The organism is Microcoleus sp. N9_A1 (genome assembly GCF_036701795.1).
In the GTDB taxonomy this organism is placed as follows: domain Bacteria; phylum Cyanobacteriota; class Cyanobacteriia; order Cyanobacteriales; family Microcoleaceae; genus Microcoleus.
Genome location: NZ_JAUBRI010000013.1, coordinates 36,082 through 53,218 on the forward strand (window position 1 = coordinate 36,082; position 17,137 = coordinate 53,218).

Here is a 17,137-nt window from a genome sequence, read left to right on the forward strand (position 1 = left end):
ACGGCAAAGCCTCTCAATCAACTTGCTGCCCGCTTTTCGGATTTTTCCAACAAATATCCTCTTATGTCCCCTGATGTTTATTCCCTCCCTCAGTCAGGTCATCAACCGCAATCCCCTCACTGTCAGCCCTGAGACGCCCGTAGAAAAGGCGATCGAGCTGATGAGCAGCACAGGAGCCAGTTACGTCCTCGTGGTAGAACCACGCGGGAATTCTCTATTCGGAAATCCCACCAACGGGACTTCCCCACAATCGCGGGAACAGTCGGGTTTCTACAACGGCATACCGCCTGCGGTACACGCAGGAGGCAACGGGCTGCGTTTCAACGGCTCAAAGGCTCCCTATCCGAGCAGCCAGACAGTGTTGGGGATTTTTACAGCGCGAGATATCGTACAGCTAAATTCGATCGGCGCTGCTTTGAGGGGATTTGCGATCGAGCAAATCATGATCCGAACCGTAACTGTAGCCCGAGAATCGGAAATTCCCGACTTTTTTGCGTTAGCAAATCTGCTGGAGAAAAATCAGATCAGCCATTTGCCCGTCGTCAGCGACACTGAAGAACTTGTCGGTTTAATTAGCTCTCAAAGCTTGGTGCAAATGTTGCAAGGAATTGGGGAATCGACACCAAAAGCAATTAGCAGCGCTTCGCCACCTGCGACTTTCGCGTTCCCTCCGCCGCTGCCAATTCTGCATCAGAAATTAGAGCTACCCGCAAGTTTAATTAAACTTTATCAAATCCCTCAAATAGCAGGTTCGCGAATAATTCATGCTCCTTCTAATTCTTCGGTTCGCTATTTGGCGCAACTGATGTTTAGACACAATGTTAGTTATGTATTAATCACTGAAACCCCGGAACAAAACTCGACTGGTGCGGCTCACAATTCCAAATTTACAAATCCCAACATTCACAAACTGGTTGGGGTGGTAAGTTCGCGGGATATTGTGCAGTTGCAGGCGCTGGGAAGAGACTCTAACAAAATTAAAGCGGGAGCAATTTGCAGCAGTTCGCCGCCGCTGGTGCGATCGCACTCTACCCTCGAAGCAGCCGTCGCGCTGCTGCAAAAACACTACTGCCAGTTGCCTTTATTAGTCATCAACGAAACAAATCACCCGATCGGGATTATCAATCCTAAAACTATCCTTTTACAAGCGCTGGATTCAAAATCTCTGCATTCTGGCTTAATCGCTTTGCAGCGCCAGCTAGAATCTAGCAACGCTCAATACAAAAAACTCTCAGCAGAAATACAGCGGACAGCAGCAAATAGCCACGAGGTGGCTGAAATTTCTCACCACAGTTTCGTAGAGCGGCCAAATCTCCCCCCTGCAGTCAACAATCAGGGGATTTGGGACTGGAATCTCGAAACAGATGAGTTTTTTTATTCGGCGCGGTGGCAAGAAATGCTGGGCTACCAAGAAGGGGAAATCTCGAATCGCCGATCGGAATGGTGGAGTCGCATCCACCGAGATGATATTGACTCGGTAAAGGCAGCTTTAGAAGAACACTTCGCCCAAAAGACACCGGATTTTGCAGCAGAATATCGGATGTACTGTAAAGACGGCAGCACTGTCTGGGTGCTGAACCGAGGTCAAGTTTTACGCAGCGCTACCGGCAAACCGCTGCGGGTAGTAGGAACTCATACAGATATTACTCCAAACAAGCATTTTGCACTCAAAAACCGCGAGCATGATCGAGAACAATTCCATCTATTTGACTCTTTAAAAGCAACAGTAATTTTCCACATAGATGCGGCGGGGATTTGGAAATTTCTCAACCGTGCTTGGACGGAAATTACGAATTTTGAGGTTGCGGAAAGTTTGGAAACTAATTTTTTAGAGTGGGTGCATCCAGATGAGCGCGAGCAATGTGCAAATTTATTGGAGTCTTTGCTGTCGGGGAAGTCGGAATTTGAACGGCGAGAACTGCGATTTAAGTCCAAGTCGGTTTCGGGGAAAAACTCCTTGGGAATTCACAGTAATTCCGGCTTTGTTTCCGTGGAACTATTTGCCCAAGTCCGGCGGAATTCCCAAGGCGAAATAGCGGGAATTTTCGGGACTTTGCACGATGTCTGCAACCGCCTCGATGGAGTTGAGGAACTGCGGGAAAGCGAGCGGGCAATTCGATCGCTCTACGAGGTAATGGTGAGCTCGGAAGGCTCTTTTGACGATCGAACAATCCGGTTGCTGGCAATGGGTTGCAGTCAGTTTGGGATGGATATCGGGCTGTTGGGCAGGGTTTTGGGCGATCGCTACGAAGTGATTGCGGCTTATGTACCGGAAGATTTTCCCTTCGGATTTGCTAAAGGAGACGGTTTTGCTTTGAGCAGAACCTTTGAGCGAGAGGTTTTGCGATCGAGCGAACCTATTTCTGTCGAATCAGCCGGCACTACTCAGTGGCGCAACCACCCCGCTTACAGCGTCCGCAAGTTGGAGGCTTTTGTGGGGACGAGGGTAATGGTCCAAGGGCGAATTTTTGGCACTTTGAGCTTTACTTCTCGCACCACTAAATCTCCTTTTAAACCGCTGAATTTTGAAATTTTAAAGTTGATGGGCAATTACATCGGCGCAGAAATTGCCCGCGAAGAGCGAGAGCGAACTTTGCAACGTCAGTACCAGCGCGTTTTACTACTCAAACAAATTACTCAAAAAGTGCGATCGACCTTAGACACTCAAGAAATTTTTCAAACTACCGCCACCCAAATCGGCCGCGTATTTGGTGTCAATCGCTGTACAATTCACACCTATCTTTCCGAACCTTATCCCCACCTTCCTTGCGTCGCAGAATACTTAGAACCCGGTCACGAATCGGCTTTAGATTTAGAACTTTCTGTCACTTATAACCCCTACACAGAAAAACTCCTCGCTGAGGATATAGCCCTGGCATCTCCCGATGTGTTTGCCGATCCTTTGCTCGAATCTTCGGGGCCGATGTGCCGCCGCATCGGATTAAAATCTATGTTGGCTGTTCGCACTTCCTATCAAGGAAAACCGAATGGAATTATTACTTTGCACCAGTGCGATGCAACTCGCCAGTGGACTCCAGACGAAATTGAACTGTTAGAAGATGTGGCCGCTCAAGTCGGAATTACGTTAGCTCAAGCACAACTTTTAGAAAAGGAAGTTGAGCGACAGCGACAGTTAGCCGAGCAAAATGAAGCTTTGGATCAAGCACGACAAGCGGCGGAAGTTGCTAATAGAGCTAAGAGCGAATTTTTAGCGACTATGAGTCACGAAATCCGCACTCCGATGAATGCGGTCATCGGGATGACGGGCTTGCTGCTGGATATGGAACTAACTCCTGAACAGCGGGATTTTGTGGAGACAATTCGTACCAGCGGCGATGCTTTGCTGACTATTATTAACGATATTCTGGACTTTTCCAAGATTGAATCTGGAAAATTGGATTTGGAACGCAGCCCCTTCGAGCTGCAAAACTGTATAGAAGAATCTCTGGAATTACTGGCTCCAAGAGCCTCAGAAAAAGGTTTAGAGCTGGCTTATTTTATTGATGATTCTGTTCCGAAAAACATTTTAGGAGATGTCACGAGGCTGCGCCAAATTTTGGTAAATCTGCTGGGCAATGCAGTTAAGTTTACAGAATCTGGAGAAATTGTGGTGTGCTGTACGGCTAGGCAAATTGAACAGGTAGCTGCTAAAACTTCGCCGGAAAAAATTAATATTCTAGAGCCACAACCGCTAGCAATTAACCAGGGAGAGGTGGCACGTAGCAGACAATACGAGATTCAATTTGCTGTCCAAGATACGGGAATTGGCATTCCGCCAGACCGGATGGATCGCCTGTTTAAAGCTTTTTCGCAGGTGGATGCTTCGACAACACGACATTACGGCGGGACGGGTTTGGGACTGGCTATCAGCCAGCGTTTGAGCGATATGATGGGCGGTACAATGTGGGTTGTCAGCCAGGTTACTCCGGGAAGTTCTAAGTCTCAACCGGGAGTTTCTGCCGGACAAAGTATCGCTGGAAGGTCGCCAGAAGAATTTACTCCGCCCTTGATATCGGGTTCGGGTTCGATTTTTTATTTCACGGTGACTGCTGAAGCGAATGACATCCGGGCTGAGGAAAAAAGACCCGAATTTGCCGCTGGTAAGCGCTTGTTAATTGTTGAGCATCATGCCATTAACCGGCAAGTTTTGATCCGGCAGGCAGAGTCTTGGGGAATGATACCCGTGGCTGTAACTTCGGGTGCTGAGGCTTTGGAAATCATTAAAGGAAACTCGCCGCTCGATTTAGCTATTTTGGCGATGAATCTACCAGATATGGACGGTGTGGCTTTGGCTGTGGAGATTCGGAAATTTGAGCTGAGCAATTTGTCGGGCGACGACGGTCTAAATCCGAATGTCATCGTTAAAAACACTCGCAAAATAGCACTACCTTTGGTGCTGTTTACTTATTTAAGTAAGGCGGAAGTTTGGAAAAAACTTGAAACTACAGAAGTACATTTTTCTGCTTTTTTAACTAAGCCTTTAAAACAGTCGCAGTTTTATAATGTGTTGCTGCAAGTTTTTGGATATGTTACTGGCAGAAGCGGCAGGGGAGAAGTCTCAAATGTGGTGACTTTGACTTCGGGATTGAAGTATTTTGAAAATTCTCAAGAACAGCACCGCGTGCAGCGGACGCCTGCTGTTTTGAGGCAGGCTGCGGCGAATTCTGGCGGACAGGATGCAGCTAATTCTAGTCAGATTCGGATTTTGCTGGCTGAGGACAATGTGGTGAATCAAAAAGTCGCTACGCATTTACTCGACAGGATAGGATATCGGGCTGATATTGCGGCTAATGGGTTGGAGGTTTTGGAGGCGCTGAAGCGGCAATCTTACGATGTTGTGCTGATGGATGTGCAGATGCCGAACATGGATGGGTTGGAAGCGACGCGCCGCATTTGTCAGGAATGGCCTGCTAACAAGAAGCCGAGAATTATTGCGATGACTGCTAATGCGATGCAGGGCGATCGCGAAAAGTGTCTGGAAGCAGGTATGGACGATTATATTACTAAGCCGGTGCGCCGGGAAGAGTTGGCGATCGCCTTGAGCAAGTGCTCACCTCTGATTCGGGATGAATTGGATGCGGTTACTGAGCAAAACAATCAAGATATTTCTGATAAAGTTGACAGTGATGCTGCGGCATCTTCGATCGTTCAACCGGGAGCAAATTCGCCGATCGATTTTCATGTTTTGCAAAGTCTCCGCGAGTTAGACGATGAGGAAGACCCGGATTTTTTGGGGGAGTTGATTCAGATATATTTGTTAGACGCACCGCAGCATTTAGAAACAATTAAAGAGGCTATTTTTCTCGGCGATGCTGATAGTTTGAAGCTGGCTTCTCACACGCTGAAGTCGAGCAGCGCTAATTTAGGAGCGGTGTCTTTTTCGGAAGTTTGCAAGGAGTTGGAGTATATGGGCCGCTTGGCGGTTGAGTCTGGAGGAGAACAGGTTTTTGATGCGAGGACGGCGCGCGATCGGCTGTTGGAAGCCGAAACGGAGTGGGAAAAGGTACGGATGGCGTTTGAGACCGAATTGAAAACGGGGAAGTTGCGATCGCAAATGGGGAATTAGTCATTGGTCATTGGTCATTAGTCATTAGTCATTAGTCATTGGTGATTAGTCCTTAACCAGGATGTTTAATGAATCGCGCTCAATTAGTAATTGAAAATTACCAATTACCAATTACCAATTACCCATTATTCCTAACTAATGACTAATGACAACTGACTAATGACTCTTTACCCAATTCCAAAATAGCTATTTAACTTTCACCTAAATACGCTTTCCGAACAGTTTCATTAGACTGCAAATCGCTAGCACTACCAGCGACTACAACCTCACCAGTTTGGATGACATAGCCACGGTGGGCTACACTTAAAGCCATGCGGGCGTTTTGTTCCACCAGTAAAATAGTAGTTCCGCCCGCATTAATATCGCGGACGATCGCAAAAATTTGACTGACTAACATCGGCGCCAATCCCATACTCGGCTCATCCAATAATAACAAACGGGGGCGCGACATCAAAGCGCGGGCGATCGCCAGCATTTGCTGTTCACCGCCGCTAAGAGTGCCCCCTTTTTGACTAATTCTTTCTCGCAAACGGGGAAATAAATTTAAAGCTTTTTCCATATCCGACTTGATACCCAGAGTATCATTGCGGAGATAAGCACCCATTTCCAGGTTTTCTTGCACCGTCATGCGCCCAAAAATCAGCCGCCCTTCCGGGCTTTGAGAAATACCCAAACGGACGATCGCCTCTGTAGACAGCGATTCCAAAGGCTTACCCTCAAATAATATAGTGCCGCTGCGCGGGCGCAGCAGCCCTTGAATCGTGCGGAGAGTTGTAGTTTTCCCCGCCCCATTACTGCCGATTAATGTCACAACTTCTCCCTGCGACACTGTTAGCGATATTCCTTTGAGAGCGTGGATATTTCCGTAGTAGGTGTGAATGTCTTTAATTTCTAGCATTGCATGAATAACCAATACTTTTAGCCGTTACAACCTTATTTTCTAGACATTTTCTAGCCGAACTAACGTATTTGCGTCATTTCAGACGTTGAGTTAGCTTACTTTTTCGATTGACAAAATCTAGATACTTTCTAGCCTAACTTTACCTGTACCATACCGTCCGCTATACCTAGCTCTCACCCCAACGTTTTGAAGGGTTTTGGGAGTAACTGAAAGTAGTAAATCCCTGTGTCACGGGGTTGAAAGTCTTAAACTGCTACTGTTATAGGAGTCGAAACGCCTGACACAGGCGATAAACCTTACTTAGTTATTACTATGCCTAACCCAATTGGACACATCGACTCAATTAAGAAAACTCAGTTTTCCTCACCTTGGCACTCGGGTGCTACCCGGACTATCCGAGTGCCGATCGTTTTAGCTGATGCAACTCTCGAATTTGCCCGTCAACTCGATAAAGGTATTGAACCGCCTGACACAGCGGAACAAAGTAATGGTTTAGTTGATAGTCAGATTGATACAGTATCGCTTGAAGCGCGTGACACAAATACATTGAAAGCTGAGATAGAACAGCTGAAACAGCAGCTAGCTGAATCACTGGAAGAGAATGAAGCACTGAAGGCTGGCATCACTGACAAGGCTATAGCCATCAAAAATCTATTCCCTATGACTAAAAAAGTCACTGTGAGGCAAGTAGAGGCAATATTGAAGGGGTAAGGCCCCAGTAAGGGGAAATTAGGAAGCTATGGCCCCTTAAAAGGGGACTTTACTTCGGTTCATAGTAAAACAGAGTATTTGAGAGCATTTTGAAGCGTAGCCGCCTAAGTTGGGCGGCTAGAGTGGGAAATAGACCAAATATGACTAAATTTGCGGGTTGACACCGACCGACTTCGGCTGCGATCGTCTAGTGATGAGGAAGATTTCCGCGCAGCCAGCAAGGTTTCTCACACCGAGCTAACTGCGACTTCCCCAAACGTTCTATTACAACGCTTGAGGGCAAATTTATTATGACTGTCAGAACGCCTGCGGCAACGTACAGCCACAATTCTTAACGCGCGTATCGCTTTTTACTTCACAGTGGGCGCGTATCCATACATTTGACGGCATCACCGACGATAAGGCACTTGAGATACTTTACGACGCAACGGTAGCCCGTCAAATCGAAGAGTCCCGCGAACCAATACCCAGACACCTGTGGGGCAAATATTTCGAGCTATCCGTAATGTCGGTAAATGATGTGGCGGGTTATTACGGCTTAAAAGCAAAAAAAATCAAAACTGTAATTAATGGAGTCCCCAGCTACCTAAAGGAATTATTCGAGAGCGGGTTGCTGGTATTGCGCGACAAGGCAATAGATGATGCTTGCAAGCAACTAGGTACGCCATTGACTGCGAACGAACTCATTTTGCTACCACCGCAAGCGGTTTTAAAAATGTGCCTGCTCCTACCTGCTACTCCTACCGTAGTGGCAACCGTTGATGCACTGTGGAATTATGCGGTGAGTGAAGAGTTGAGTGAAACCACATATGCTGACTGGGAGAAAACCTGCTATCGTTACCGCGCGATTCACTGCGATCGGATAAGCGATCGAGAATTAGTTGAGTGCTTGGTAAAAGCAAAAGAACTCAATTTGTATCCCTATATCCAACATTTTGGACAGCAAGACTGCCTCGAAACTTGGTCGAGCCTGTTTGCTTATGATGGGGAGTTTCCACCACCGCGAGGTAATTTTTACATAAAAAAGCACACTTGGGCTGACAGAATATCCGACGTTTGTTTACGCGAGTAATTTACGCTAGCAAGTCCTGTAAGTAATAGAAGACCTAGGTTTAGTTGCCTAGGTTTTTTTATTTGAGTATTTTTACTTTGACATCGAAATACTTTAGGTTTACACTTGCTCTCTCTAGTCTATTTTTAAGTCAAGCCGGCTACTGTAGGCGGCTACGCCAGAAAATACACACTAAAACACTTATTTATTAGGCAATTACAACATTATACTTTCGTATATTTACTTCGCGAAACCCGTAGGGTTTAGGTATATTTTCTCTTATACAAAAACGAACAAATACTACTTAGGTTATTTACCTGCATTTTTAAGTCAAGCCGCCTACGTTAGGCGGCTACAGTTGAAAATACAGGCAAAGACTAGGAGAGAACCAACATCTCTATTCACATCGTGCAGATAGTGTGAATGTAGCGATCGTCCTACCGACCCAATAGTAAGCCAATAAAAAACCGCCCTTTTTAGGGCGCGGTCGGTGGGGGTTAGACTTCTGCTATCTGAGTATTCTCGGCAGCACCCAGATAATGCCTGAGTATCACGTCAACACTGTTACCGCAAGCTGTTGCTATATAAAGTAGTGCGTTGTTGTCGTGTTTGTTGGCATTAGCCGTAAGGGTGATGTAAGTGTGACGGGTGTGATAAGGACTAAGGTAACAGCCTACTTTTCCTGACTCAACTAATTGAGTAACAACACCAGGGTAGTAGTAGGTACACTCTGTTCCATCGACTAAAGTCTTAGCTAGGATGTAACCTAGCCATATTTTGCCGATGCTCGCTTGACTATGATACTTACCGCTTTTACTAGGAAAAACTAAATTGCTTGAAGTTTCACTTTTCAACTTTACTAACATCTCTTTCAGTCGAGAATTTTCACTAAAGTAAAACAATCTTGCTTCCCCTGTTTTGGTTTCTTTAACTTTTTTGGTACAGGAACCTAGCGACTTGTTAAAGCGAATTAGGTTTCGCTCAAAGTCGATATCCTTCCAAGTAAGAGGTAGTGCCTCAGATGTACGACAACCTGTTAAAAAGTAAAACTCAATCAAAGGTGCGTAAAAAGCTTTAGATGATGACCCTTCATAAAAAGCTTTGATAATGATATCTCGCTCCTCCTTAGTGAAAGCGCGCCTGTCATTTTCAAGGTCTTTCTCATCTAGCGCTTCATACCATTCTTTCTCTTCCCCGTTCACTATTTTAGGCGCGTACTTTTGTTGAGTTGTTACAGCAGGTACGCTGAACTTGTCTGTAACAAAAGGGTTCTCAGTAGTTGGATTGACCAACATCCCTTTTGTTTTACAAAACTCGAAAGCCTGATTTAGTTCAGTGAAAAAGTACGATTTAGCGCTCAAACTTATGTTTGACAAACAAAGCTCCAATTCTTTTTCGTTACTTAAAGGAAGTCTAGATAAAGGGCTGACTTGTTGTACATAGGTTTTGGTTTTTTTACTCCAAACTTTACCGTGTATTGCATTAGTGAAGCAACCGAAAGCTTTTTTAAACGTAGTTTCTTCAACAACAGTTTTTTTCCACTCTAGATACGCTTCCCACATCTCCCCTACTGTTATTTCAGGTTCAGGCTGTTTAGCCCCTGGTAATTGGAGTACGTCGGCTAACTTGGCATATTTGCCCCCCCCTAAACCGTACTTGGCAAGGGTAGGGTCAAACAACTTTTCCCATTCAGGGTGGTCGAGGTCGGCTTCTAGTGCGATCGCTAATTGTGTTGCCCGTTTCCAGTCATCTGGGTTGTCCCTGTAACCGTACTTGCCTATTCCCAAGCACTTGGGCTTAACGAGCGATTTACCGTCCAACTGTTCCCACAGCGGATTGTGGCGCTTAGGAAAGCGCAAGGCAAGGGAACCCTTGTCAGAGTACACAGTTACATCACAAGGTTGGGGACGCTTGTCGGCTCTCATGGTTGTTTTGCTCCAAAGTATTGATTTGTCAAGGTTCAGGGTTTTCTAGACAGTTTCTAGATTATCGCTCTAGTGAGCTTTTCTTGGCGTAGCCGCCTTCTGTAGCCGCCTACGTTTGAAAATACTATGACACGGTTTACGTGAATGTTTTTAATTTCTAACATAATTACTCTTTCTGCTTTGTCCTTTGTTATATTATCCCGACTCATTATAAATTTTTATTGCATTTATTTAAAATCAACCTTTTGTAGAGTAAGTAGTATTTTTACTTAAATCAACACCCAACGAGCGATCGAATACCATGTATTTTGAAAAGTTGTGGAGACCAACTTTACAGAACTTTTAATTAAAAAAATGATTTCTTGACTGTAACTTTACAAAAATGTCTAAGTAAATAGATAGTATGAATACGTAAGGGAAACTAGCCACTACAAATCACAAAAAGAACCACACTTAAAATTCTGCAAATTTAAGGAGATTCACCATGAAATTAAATCACAGTACCAGAGCGATCCTCTTCGAGGGCTTCGCTAACGCATTTTTATTAGCAACTCCTGTAGTCACCAGCTTGACTGTAGGTATAGCGCCCAGCAGTGCTGCCACAATAGCAGCTTCTGCGGCAGAAGTAAGCATTAACAACTTCAGTCACAGACCCACAGACACAGGTAGATCTACTAATACTAATACTTCTGCGACAGCTAACAGCGGTTTCGTGATTAGCGAAGCAAATGCTGAAGCAGTTTTTATATCTAACTGTCACGAATTGCTAGCAGCAAATCTCTCAACAAGTCAAGTCATAGGTAGCCGCAGCAGCTATTATGGTTTAGCCCAAAGTCAAGCAACAGTTATCGGCGACTTCGACATTGACGCTAAAGAAACTTTTTCCTTCAATTTCCAGACAGTTTTAAATCTTTTAACATCAGTTGACAACAGCCAATCCCAACGCGCCCAAGCGAGTGGAAATATATTTTTTGGGTTGATCAACACTGTTACTAATATTCTGTTAGACTCTTTTGAAGTTGTCGGCATTTTAGACTCTTTTGGGGGAAGTTATTTCAATTTGTCCGCCAGCCAAAGCTTTCATCCCACAGCAATTAATTTTAACTTTATGGCTGAAGGAAGTGCAGCAGAAAGCCTCCTGTATACTTCTGGGGTGTATTCGCGGACATTCGACAGCGCCACTAACTTAAGATTAGTAGAAATTAAAAACAATATCGCAGAAGCAGAAGCAGAACCACAAGCAGTTCCCGAACCGAGCACTGTATTAGGTACTGCAATATTTTTAGGTTTGTTTGCCAGAGCACGAAAACTCAAGAATCAATTGTCGGAAATCAAATCAAAAATTTAGGAAAAATCGCCAATATCAATCCGTAGGGGGCGCAGTGCACACCTGACTTATCTGTCGGCGCACAATAAGAGACAAGATTGCCAAAGTCTTTTTAATCAAATTTTCGGAGATGCTCAGAGCAACGTCCCACAAGAAAAAAAAATTGTGGGATGTTGCTCTGAGCATCGTCCAAATTATTTTTGCAATTCAGATCTAACCATTACCCATTTGCATCTTCTTCTTTTCCCAAATATGCCTCAATGACGCGAGGATTTGCGCGAACTTCTGCCGGAGTTCCCTCAGCAATTTTAGTACCGTACTCCATCACACTAACGCGATCGCTAATTCCCATCACCACTTTCATATCATGTTCAATCAGCAAAATGCTCAAATCTAACTCATCGCGAATCCGGTAAATAAAGCGAGTTAAATCAGCCGTTTCATTCGGGTTCATCCCCGCAGTCGGTTCGTCCAAAAGTAACACCTTCGGATCGGAAGCCAAAGCCCTCGCAATTTCCAATCTGCGCTGATCGCCGTAGGAAAGGTTTTTTGCCAACTCCGGCGCTTTCTTCACGCCCAAACCGACAAAATCCAGCATAGCTAGCGCTTTTATTTTAGCTTCCCGTTCCTCGATAATCGCAGTCGGAGGGCGGAGGATTGCGCCCAACAAACCTGTTTTCATTCTGCTGTGCCTGCCTACCAAAACATTATCCAGCACAGTCATATTGTTAAACAAGCGGATATTTTGAAAAGTTCTAGCAATCCCGAAACTTGTCAGGCGATCGGGTGGTAAACCGGTGATATTCTTATTTTCCAGCAGCAAGTTACCGCCACTCGGTTTGTAGATACCCGTCAGCATATTAAAAAACGTGGTTTTCCCCGCACCGTTGGGGCCGATCAAACTGGCGATCGAGCCTTTTTCCAAGGTTAAACTAACCTGGTTGACTGCTGTCAAACCGCCGAATCGCATGGTAAGTTGCTGTGCTTCTAATAATGACATTTTGGTTTTGTTTCCTAATATTTTATATTGAAGTGTGAGATTTCACGCAGGCTTGTGAATCAACTTGGGAGATTCTCGGACATATTCTCTAATGTACAAACAAAATAAAACTTAAAAAGATTAGATTCGAGGGAACGGCGAGGGCGATATTGTACGTGCAAATCTGCCGTTGAGAAGTTCTCAATAAGTTTGAGATTGAGTTCGTCCGCCAAAGTGGCAATTTGGTCAAACCCAGTAATCCACGGTGCATACATACTTTCGTATTTATCTATGTAATCATTGATATCTTGGTAGCCCGTCGTCCTCAAAATCACTTTTTCTGACATATAATCAAAGGACAATCGAAAACTATTCACATTGTCACGAATTTGTTTCAACGCAAATATTACATCTTTTTTGGCAAGCAAGGTAGTGTTGCCTTCCCACAAAAAATATGTCGGTATATCGAAGTCAAATTCACTCTGTTTCAACAATGAGATTAAACCGTCTTTTACGTAATCGCCGCCAAGGTAGCGGACATTGGCACTAACTTTGTTGGCGGTGAGAGTTTCTTCTTTTAATTGCAGTGTAGCGCGGTCGTCTATTTCAAAATAAGTGACTCTTTCTCCATTGATTCTCGCAGCGCGAGTATCTAAGCCCGAACCTAAAATAACTACTTGCTTGCAACCTCCTAAAACTTGATTTGATAAAACATCATCAAAGTATTTCGTCCGCAGTTTAACCATTTCTTTGGCAGCGGGAGAGTTTTGAGCTATTTCGGCAGCTATTTCTTTTGTTTCCTCATTCAGCCAGATTTTGACTACATTATCAGTGTAAAGCGGTGCACTTTCTTCATTTTCTTCTGCTCTAAATTCCGCAACGATAAAAGCAGTACCAGTTACATTGTTCATGGCTAATCTTTCACCCTTACTATTGACTTCTGGCATCTGCTAAAGATTCATTGCTCGCTTCATCATCAGAATGCAATTCAGCTTGGTGAATTTTATCGGGAATCAACCCTTCTGGCCGCACAATCATCATGACAACTAGAGTTAAACCGAATAGAAATAAGCGCATTTGAATCGGGTCTAAACTGGTGGCGAGAAAGTCGGCTAACTGGGGAATTGCTATTCTGGGAAGTACAAAAGTATTCAGGAAACCTTTGAGGACTTGGGCGAGTTGGGGAAGATAAAGCCGATCGGCAGACATGATAATGATAGCGCCTAAAATTACCCCGGTCATGTTGCCCAAACCGCCTAAAATCACCATGCACAGGATAATCACCGAGACTGAGAAATCGAAGACGCTGGGAAAAACCGCGCTGATATAGGCAGCGTAAAATGCACCTGCAAACCCCGAAAATGTCGCTCCCATCGCAAAAGCCGAAAGTTTGGTTTTGACTAGGTTAATGCCCATTGCGCTTGCCGCTAATTCATCTTCGCGCATGGCATTCCATGCCCGTCCCAAGCGGGAATCTCGCAGCCGCGAAATCATGAAGTAAGCGAAGACGACTAGCAGTAAAATTAGGTAGTACCAGGGAAAGTAGTTGCCGGTGCTGAATGTGCCGACGATGGGGAGAGATGGACGCGCGATCGGGTTGATACCCGCTTCGCCGCCGGTGAGGTTAAAAGGTCGATCGCACCCAACCAGACACAGCACCAATTCCGGCTTGCCCAAAATTAAAGCTACAATCTTCGAGATTGGTTCCTCGATCCGAATGTCCGTTAAATTCCGAAATATCACGGGGATAATTTCGCCAAAACCGAGGGTAACAATTGCCAAATAATCGCCCTTAAGCCGCAGTGTGGGAATACCCAGGATAACGCCCGCAATGCCAGCTACACCGGCGGCGATCGGCAAAACGATCCAAAAATTCCAAGCAATATTTAACTGCCCGGAAGATAGCAAAGCTGTCGTGTAAGCGCCGATCGCAAAAAACGCCGCATATCCCAAATCCAACAAACCCGCAAAACCCACAGTAATATTCAAACCCAGCGCCAACATAATAAAGATTTGAATCTGTACTACCGTAGCAATCCAACCGGTTTGAGCCTGAAGATCGATAAACGGAAACAAAATTAAGATAAAAGCTAATGTTACCAGAGTCGCCAGCCGTTGACGTTGCGGCGGTAAACCTTGCAAAGCACCCATTAACGAAGCTGTCCAAATTGCGATAGCCCAACTCCAAATCCCGTACCGCAGCGTCGTCGGCAAAGCCACAGCAGATTGACCGGAAAAAGGTCTAACTAAAACCCCTTCTACCACACTCGCAACTAACAGCCAAAAGCCCAAACCCCAACCCGCCAAATTGCCGATATACGCACCCATTTTCGGGTTGTAAACCTTCTGTTTTTGACAAGCGATGAAGCCAGCCGCCGTACCCATCAGCCAGCCGATGACACTGCCGCTCCAACCCCCGAATAGGAGGACGGTAAAAGAGGCGATCACTCCTAGAATACCGCTCGATTTAATTGCTTTTAGGCGGACGGTAAAATAGGCGATCGCTAGAATACCGATCGATTTAATTGCTTTGATTATTTTATTTGACATAAGGAAGAAGTTCGGTAACGGATTCTGTAACGGATGTAACGGATGTGAGGAAGAGGTAAGAAAAAAATTAGATCGTTTTCCATCGATTGCTGGTTTTGGCAACTGGCGATCGGGCTAGCTACAGTTTAAAGTCTTTTAAGTTCGATTGTTGCACCAAAAGCGACGAAAATTCAAATATACTGGAACTGTTACCGAAACACACTTCAAACGGGCGATCGCGATATGGTACAAGCTCCTCAAAAAACTATCACCCTAGACGAGTTTTTGCAACTGCCAGAAACCAAACCCGCTAGCGAATACATCAACGGTGCGATCGTCCAAAAACCTATGCCGCAAGGAAAACACAGCAAACTACAAGGTAGACTCGTAACAGTCGCCAACGACATCGCAGAGAAACCGCAAATTGCCCTTGCCCTACCAGAACTTCGCTGCACCTTTGGCGGACGTTCTATTGTTCCAGATGTCGCCATTTTTGTTTGGAATCGCATTCCCCTAGACGCTGACGGCGAAATTGCCAATACATTTAACGCTCACCCAGACTGGACAATCGAAATTTTGTCCCCCGGCCAAAGCCAAACCAAAGTCACCCACAATATTTTGCACTGTTTGAATGCCGGTTGTCAGATGGGTTGGTTGCTCGATCCCGATGAAAAAAACATTTTAGCTTATCCCGCAAGGCAGCAACCAATTTCATTGCAAGAACCGACAGATATACTTCCGGTTCCCGAATTTATGGGGGAAATGCAGTTGACTTTAGGCGAAGTTTTTAGCTGGCTCAAACTATTTTAAATTTGAACTCATTCGACTTCGCTCAGTACAAAAGTTTTAGATTGCAGATTTCATCACAATACTAATTTATTAACTACAAAGACATCTGCATTAATCTGCATTGTTGATTTGCGGTTTCGCTCAAGCATAAATCTTTAATAAAACAGAGAAACCGCACCTTCAAACCTTCTCCTGAACATTCTCGCCCAACAAACCCCCAGGCCGAAAAGCCAAAATCACCACCAAAACCCCAAACACCCAAGCATTAGTCCAGCGGCTCGACAAATACTGATCGCTCAAAGACGACAGCAACCCAATCAAAACCCCTCCCAACATCGCCCCCACAATATTGCCAATTCCCCCCAGAACCGCCGCCGTAAAAGCCCTCAAACCCGCCGTAAAACCCATCGTAAACACGATCGTATTATTGTACAAACCAACCAAAATTCCCGCAGAACCAGCCAAAGCCCCCCCGATCAAAAAAGTCAGAGCAATAATCTGATCGACATTAATTCCCATAATCTTAGCAGCATCGCGGCTTTGAGCAGTAGCCCGCATCGCCTTTCCCAGACGAGTGTACTGCACAAACACATGAAGCAAAACCATCAATACAACCGCCACCACCAACACAATTAAATCTTTCGTAGTAAATACAATACTGGTTTCAATTCCCAAAAATTTGAGAATATCAACTCTGGGCAACAAATCGGGAAAACTTTTCGGAGCAGCCGAATTAGAACCCATCACCGGAATAAAAGCTTTCAATCCTCCCCAAAATAATCCCATATTTTGGAAAATGAAGGAAACCCCGATCGCCGAAATTAAAGGAGCCAAACGCGGAGCATTCCTCAAAGGCCGATAAGCGTACTTTTCCACAACAATATTCAGCCCAGCACAAAACGCCGAACATACAATTAAAGCGACTAACATCACCGGTATCGCCACAGCTAAAGGTGCGCCGTCTTCAATGCCAAAAGCCCCGAACACAGTTAGGGAAGCAAAAGCGCCCAACATATACAAATCGCCGTGAGCAAAATTGATTAATTCAATAATGCCGTAAACCATCGTATAACCCAAAGCAATAATTGCAATCAGCGCGCCGTTGACAAGACCAACTAATAATTGTTGAATCAAAACTTCAGGGCTGCTGGCTATTTCCCCAATAATTTTGGGCAAGTCAAATCCGGCGATCGGACCTAACAACAAAACTATATAAGCTACACCTAGATATAGAAGAATACTCTGCCATTTTTTCATAATTTTGGGAAATTGAGAATTGGGGATTAGGGATTGGAAATTAGGGATTGGGGATTGGGAATTGGGAATTGGGAGTTGGGAATTGGGAATTGGGCATTTTTC

At 44.9% G+C, this 17,137-nt stretch carries 11 protein-coding genes; 5 read left to right on the forward strand and 6 right to left on the reverse strand.

Annotation, left to right across the window (positions count from 1 at the left end):
• Window positions 1-73: 73 nt before the first annotated feature.
• Window positions 74-5,566, forward strand: coding sequence for a response regulator (locus QUA58_RS08610; RefSeq protein WP_333393662.1), 5,493 nt, complete (start codon window positions 74-76; stop codon window positions 5,564-5,566).
• 190 nt (window positions 5,567-5,756) lie between these two features.
• Here the strand turns inward: QUA58_RS08610 and QUA58_RS08615 are convergent, their stop codons facing one another.
• Window positions 5,757-6,464, reverse strand: coding sequence for an ABC transporter ATP-binding protein (locus tag QUA58_RS08615; RefSeq protein ID WP_333252838.1), 708 nt, complete (start codon window positions 6,462-6,464; stop codon window positions 5,757-5,759).
• A gap of 402 nt (window positions 6,465-6,866) precedes the next feature.
• On the opposite strand from QUA58_RS08615, the gene QUA58_RS08620 reads away from it, so the two are divergent.
• Both QUA58_RS08620 and QUA58_RS08625 read left to right on the forward strand, forming a co-directional pair.
• A complete protein-coding gene (locus QUA58_RS08620) occupies window positions 6,867-7,178 on the forward strand; it encodes a hypothetical protein (protein ID WP_333252836.1) in 312 nt (103 codons plus the stop codon).
• Between the two features lie 505 nt (window positions 7,179-7,683).
• Window positions 7,684-8,250, forward strand: a complete 567-nt coding sequence (locus tag QUA58_RS08625) for a hypothetical protein (RefSeq protein ID WP_333252834.1) — start codon at window positions 7,684-7,686, stop codon at window positions 8,248-8,250.
• 476 nt (window positions 8,251-8,726) lie between these two features.
• Here the strand turns inward: QUA58_RS08625 and QUA58_RS08630 are convergent, their stop codons facing one another.
• Entirely contained in the window at window positions 8,727-10,154 is a 1,428-nt protein-coding gene (locus QUA58_RS08630) for a tyrosine-type recombinase/integrase (RefSeq protein ID WP_333252832.1), read from the reverse strand.
• Between the two features lie 484 nt (window positions 10,155-10,638).
• Between QUA58_RS08630 and QUA58_RS08635 the strand changes: the two genes are divergently transcribed.
• Window positions 10,639-11,502 carry a PEP-CTERM sorting domain-containing protein gene (locus QUA58_RS08635; RefSeq protein ID WP_333252830.1) on the forward strand — a complete coding sequence of 288 codons (864 nt, stop codon included), beginning with the start codon at window positions 10,639-10,641 and terminating at the stop codon, window positions 11,500-11,502.
• A 199-nt stretch (window positions 11,503-11,701) separates the two neighbouring features.
• Here the strand turns inward: QUA58_RS08635 and QUA58_RS08640 are convergent, their stop codons facing one another.
• The 3 genes from QUA58_RS08640 to QUA58_RS08650 are packed head-to-tail and all read right to left on the reverse strand — an operon-like array spanning window position 11,702 to window position 15,010.
• Window positions 11,702-12,481 carry an ABC transporter ATP-binding protein gene (locus QUA58_RS08640; protein WP_333252828.1) on the reverse strand — a complete coding sequence of 260 codons (780 nt, stop codon included), beginning with the start codon at window positions 12,479-12,481 and terminating at the stop codon, window positions 11,702-11,704.
• Between the two features lie 59 nt (window positions 12,482-12,540).
• Entirely contained in the window at window positions 12,541-13,371 is an 831-nt protein-coding gene (locus QUA58_RS08645) for a class I SAM-dependent methyltransferase (protein WP_333393664.1), read from the reverse strand.
• Window positions 13,372-13,390: 19 nt separating this feature from the next.
• The gene (locus QUA58_RS08650) at window positions 13,391-15,010 is read right to left on the reverse strand and encodes an ABC transporter permease subunit (RefSeq protein ID WP_333393666.1); all 1,620 of its coding nucleotides are present in this window, start codon (window positions 15,008-15,010) and stop codon (window positions 13,391-13,393) included.
• A 222-nt stretch (window positions 15,011-15,232) separates the two neighbouring features.
• Between QUA58_RS08650 and QUA58_RS08655 the strand changes: the two genes are divergently transcribed.
• Window positions 15,233-15,799, forward strand: a complete 567-nt coding sequence (locus tag QUA58_RS08655) for a Uma2 family endonuclease (RefSeq protein ID WP_333393668.1) — start codon at window positions 15,233-15,235, stop codon at window positions 15,797-15,799.
• A 159-nt stretch (window positions 15,800-15,958) separates the two neighbouring features.
• On the opposite strand, the gene QUA58_RS08660 is transcribed toward QUA58_RS08655, so the two are convergent.
• The gene (locus QUA58_RS08660; RefSeq protein ID WP_333393670.1) at window positions 15,959-17,035 is read right to left on the reverse strand and encodes a branched-chain amino acid ABC transporter permease; all 1,077 of its coding nucleotides are present in this window, start codon (window positions 17,033-17,035) and stop codon (window positions 15,959-15,961) included.
• Window positions 17,036-17,137 lie beyond the last annotated feature (102 nt).

What these genes read in the sequence shown, in the direction of transcription:
- QUA58_RS08635 (WP_333252830.1), top strand. Translation starts at nt 10,639, where the DNA reads ATGAAATTAAATCACAGTACCAGAGCGATCCTCTTCGAGGGCTTCGCT.
- QUA58_RS08660 (WP_333393670.1), bottom strand. Translation starts at nt 17,035, where the DNA reads ATGAAAAAATGGCAGAGTATTCTTCTATATCTAGGTGTAGCTTATATA.
- QUA58_RS08645 (WP_333393664.1), bottom strand. Translation starts at nt 13,371, where the DNA reads ATGAACAATGTAACTGGTACTGCTTTTATCGTTGCGGAATTTAGAGCA.
- QUA58_RS08610 (WP_333393662.1), top strand. Translation starts at nt 74, where the DNA reads ATGTTTATTCCCTCCCTCAGTCAGGTCATCAACCGCAATCCCCTCACT.
- QUA58_RS08640 (WP_333252828.1), bottom strand. Translation starts at nt 12,481, where the DNA reads ATGTCATTATTAGAAGCACAGCAACTTACCATGCGATTCGGCGGTTTG.
- QUA58_RS08650 (WP_333393666.1), bottom strand. Translation starts at nt 15,010, where the DNA reads ATGTCAAATAAAATAATCAAAGCAATTAAATCGATCGGTATTCTAGCG.
- QUA58_RS08630 (WP_333252832.1), bottom strand. Translation starts at nt 10,154, where the DNA reads ATGAGAGCCGACAAGCGTCCCCAACCTTGTGATGTAACTGTGTACTCT.
- QUA58_RS08655 (WP_333393668.1), top strand. Translation starts at nt 15,233, where the DNA reads ATGGTACAAGCTCCTCAAAAAACTATCACCCTAGACGAGTTTTTGCAA.
- QUA58_RS08615 (WP_333252838.1), bottom strand. Translation starts at nt 6,464, where the DNA reads ATGCTAGAAATTAAAGACATTCACACCTACTACGGAAATATCCACGCT.
- QUA58_RS08625 (WP_333252834.1), top strand. Translation starts at nt 7,684, where the DNA reads ATGTCGGTAAATGATGTGGCGGGTTATTACGGCTTAAAAGCAAAAAAA.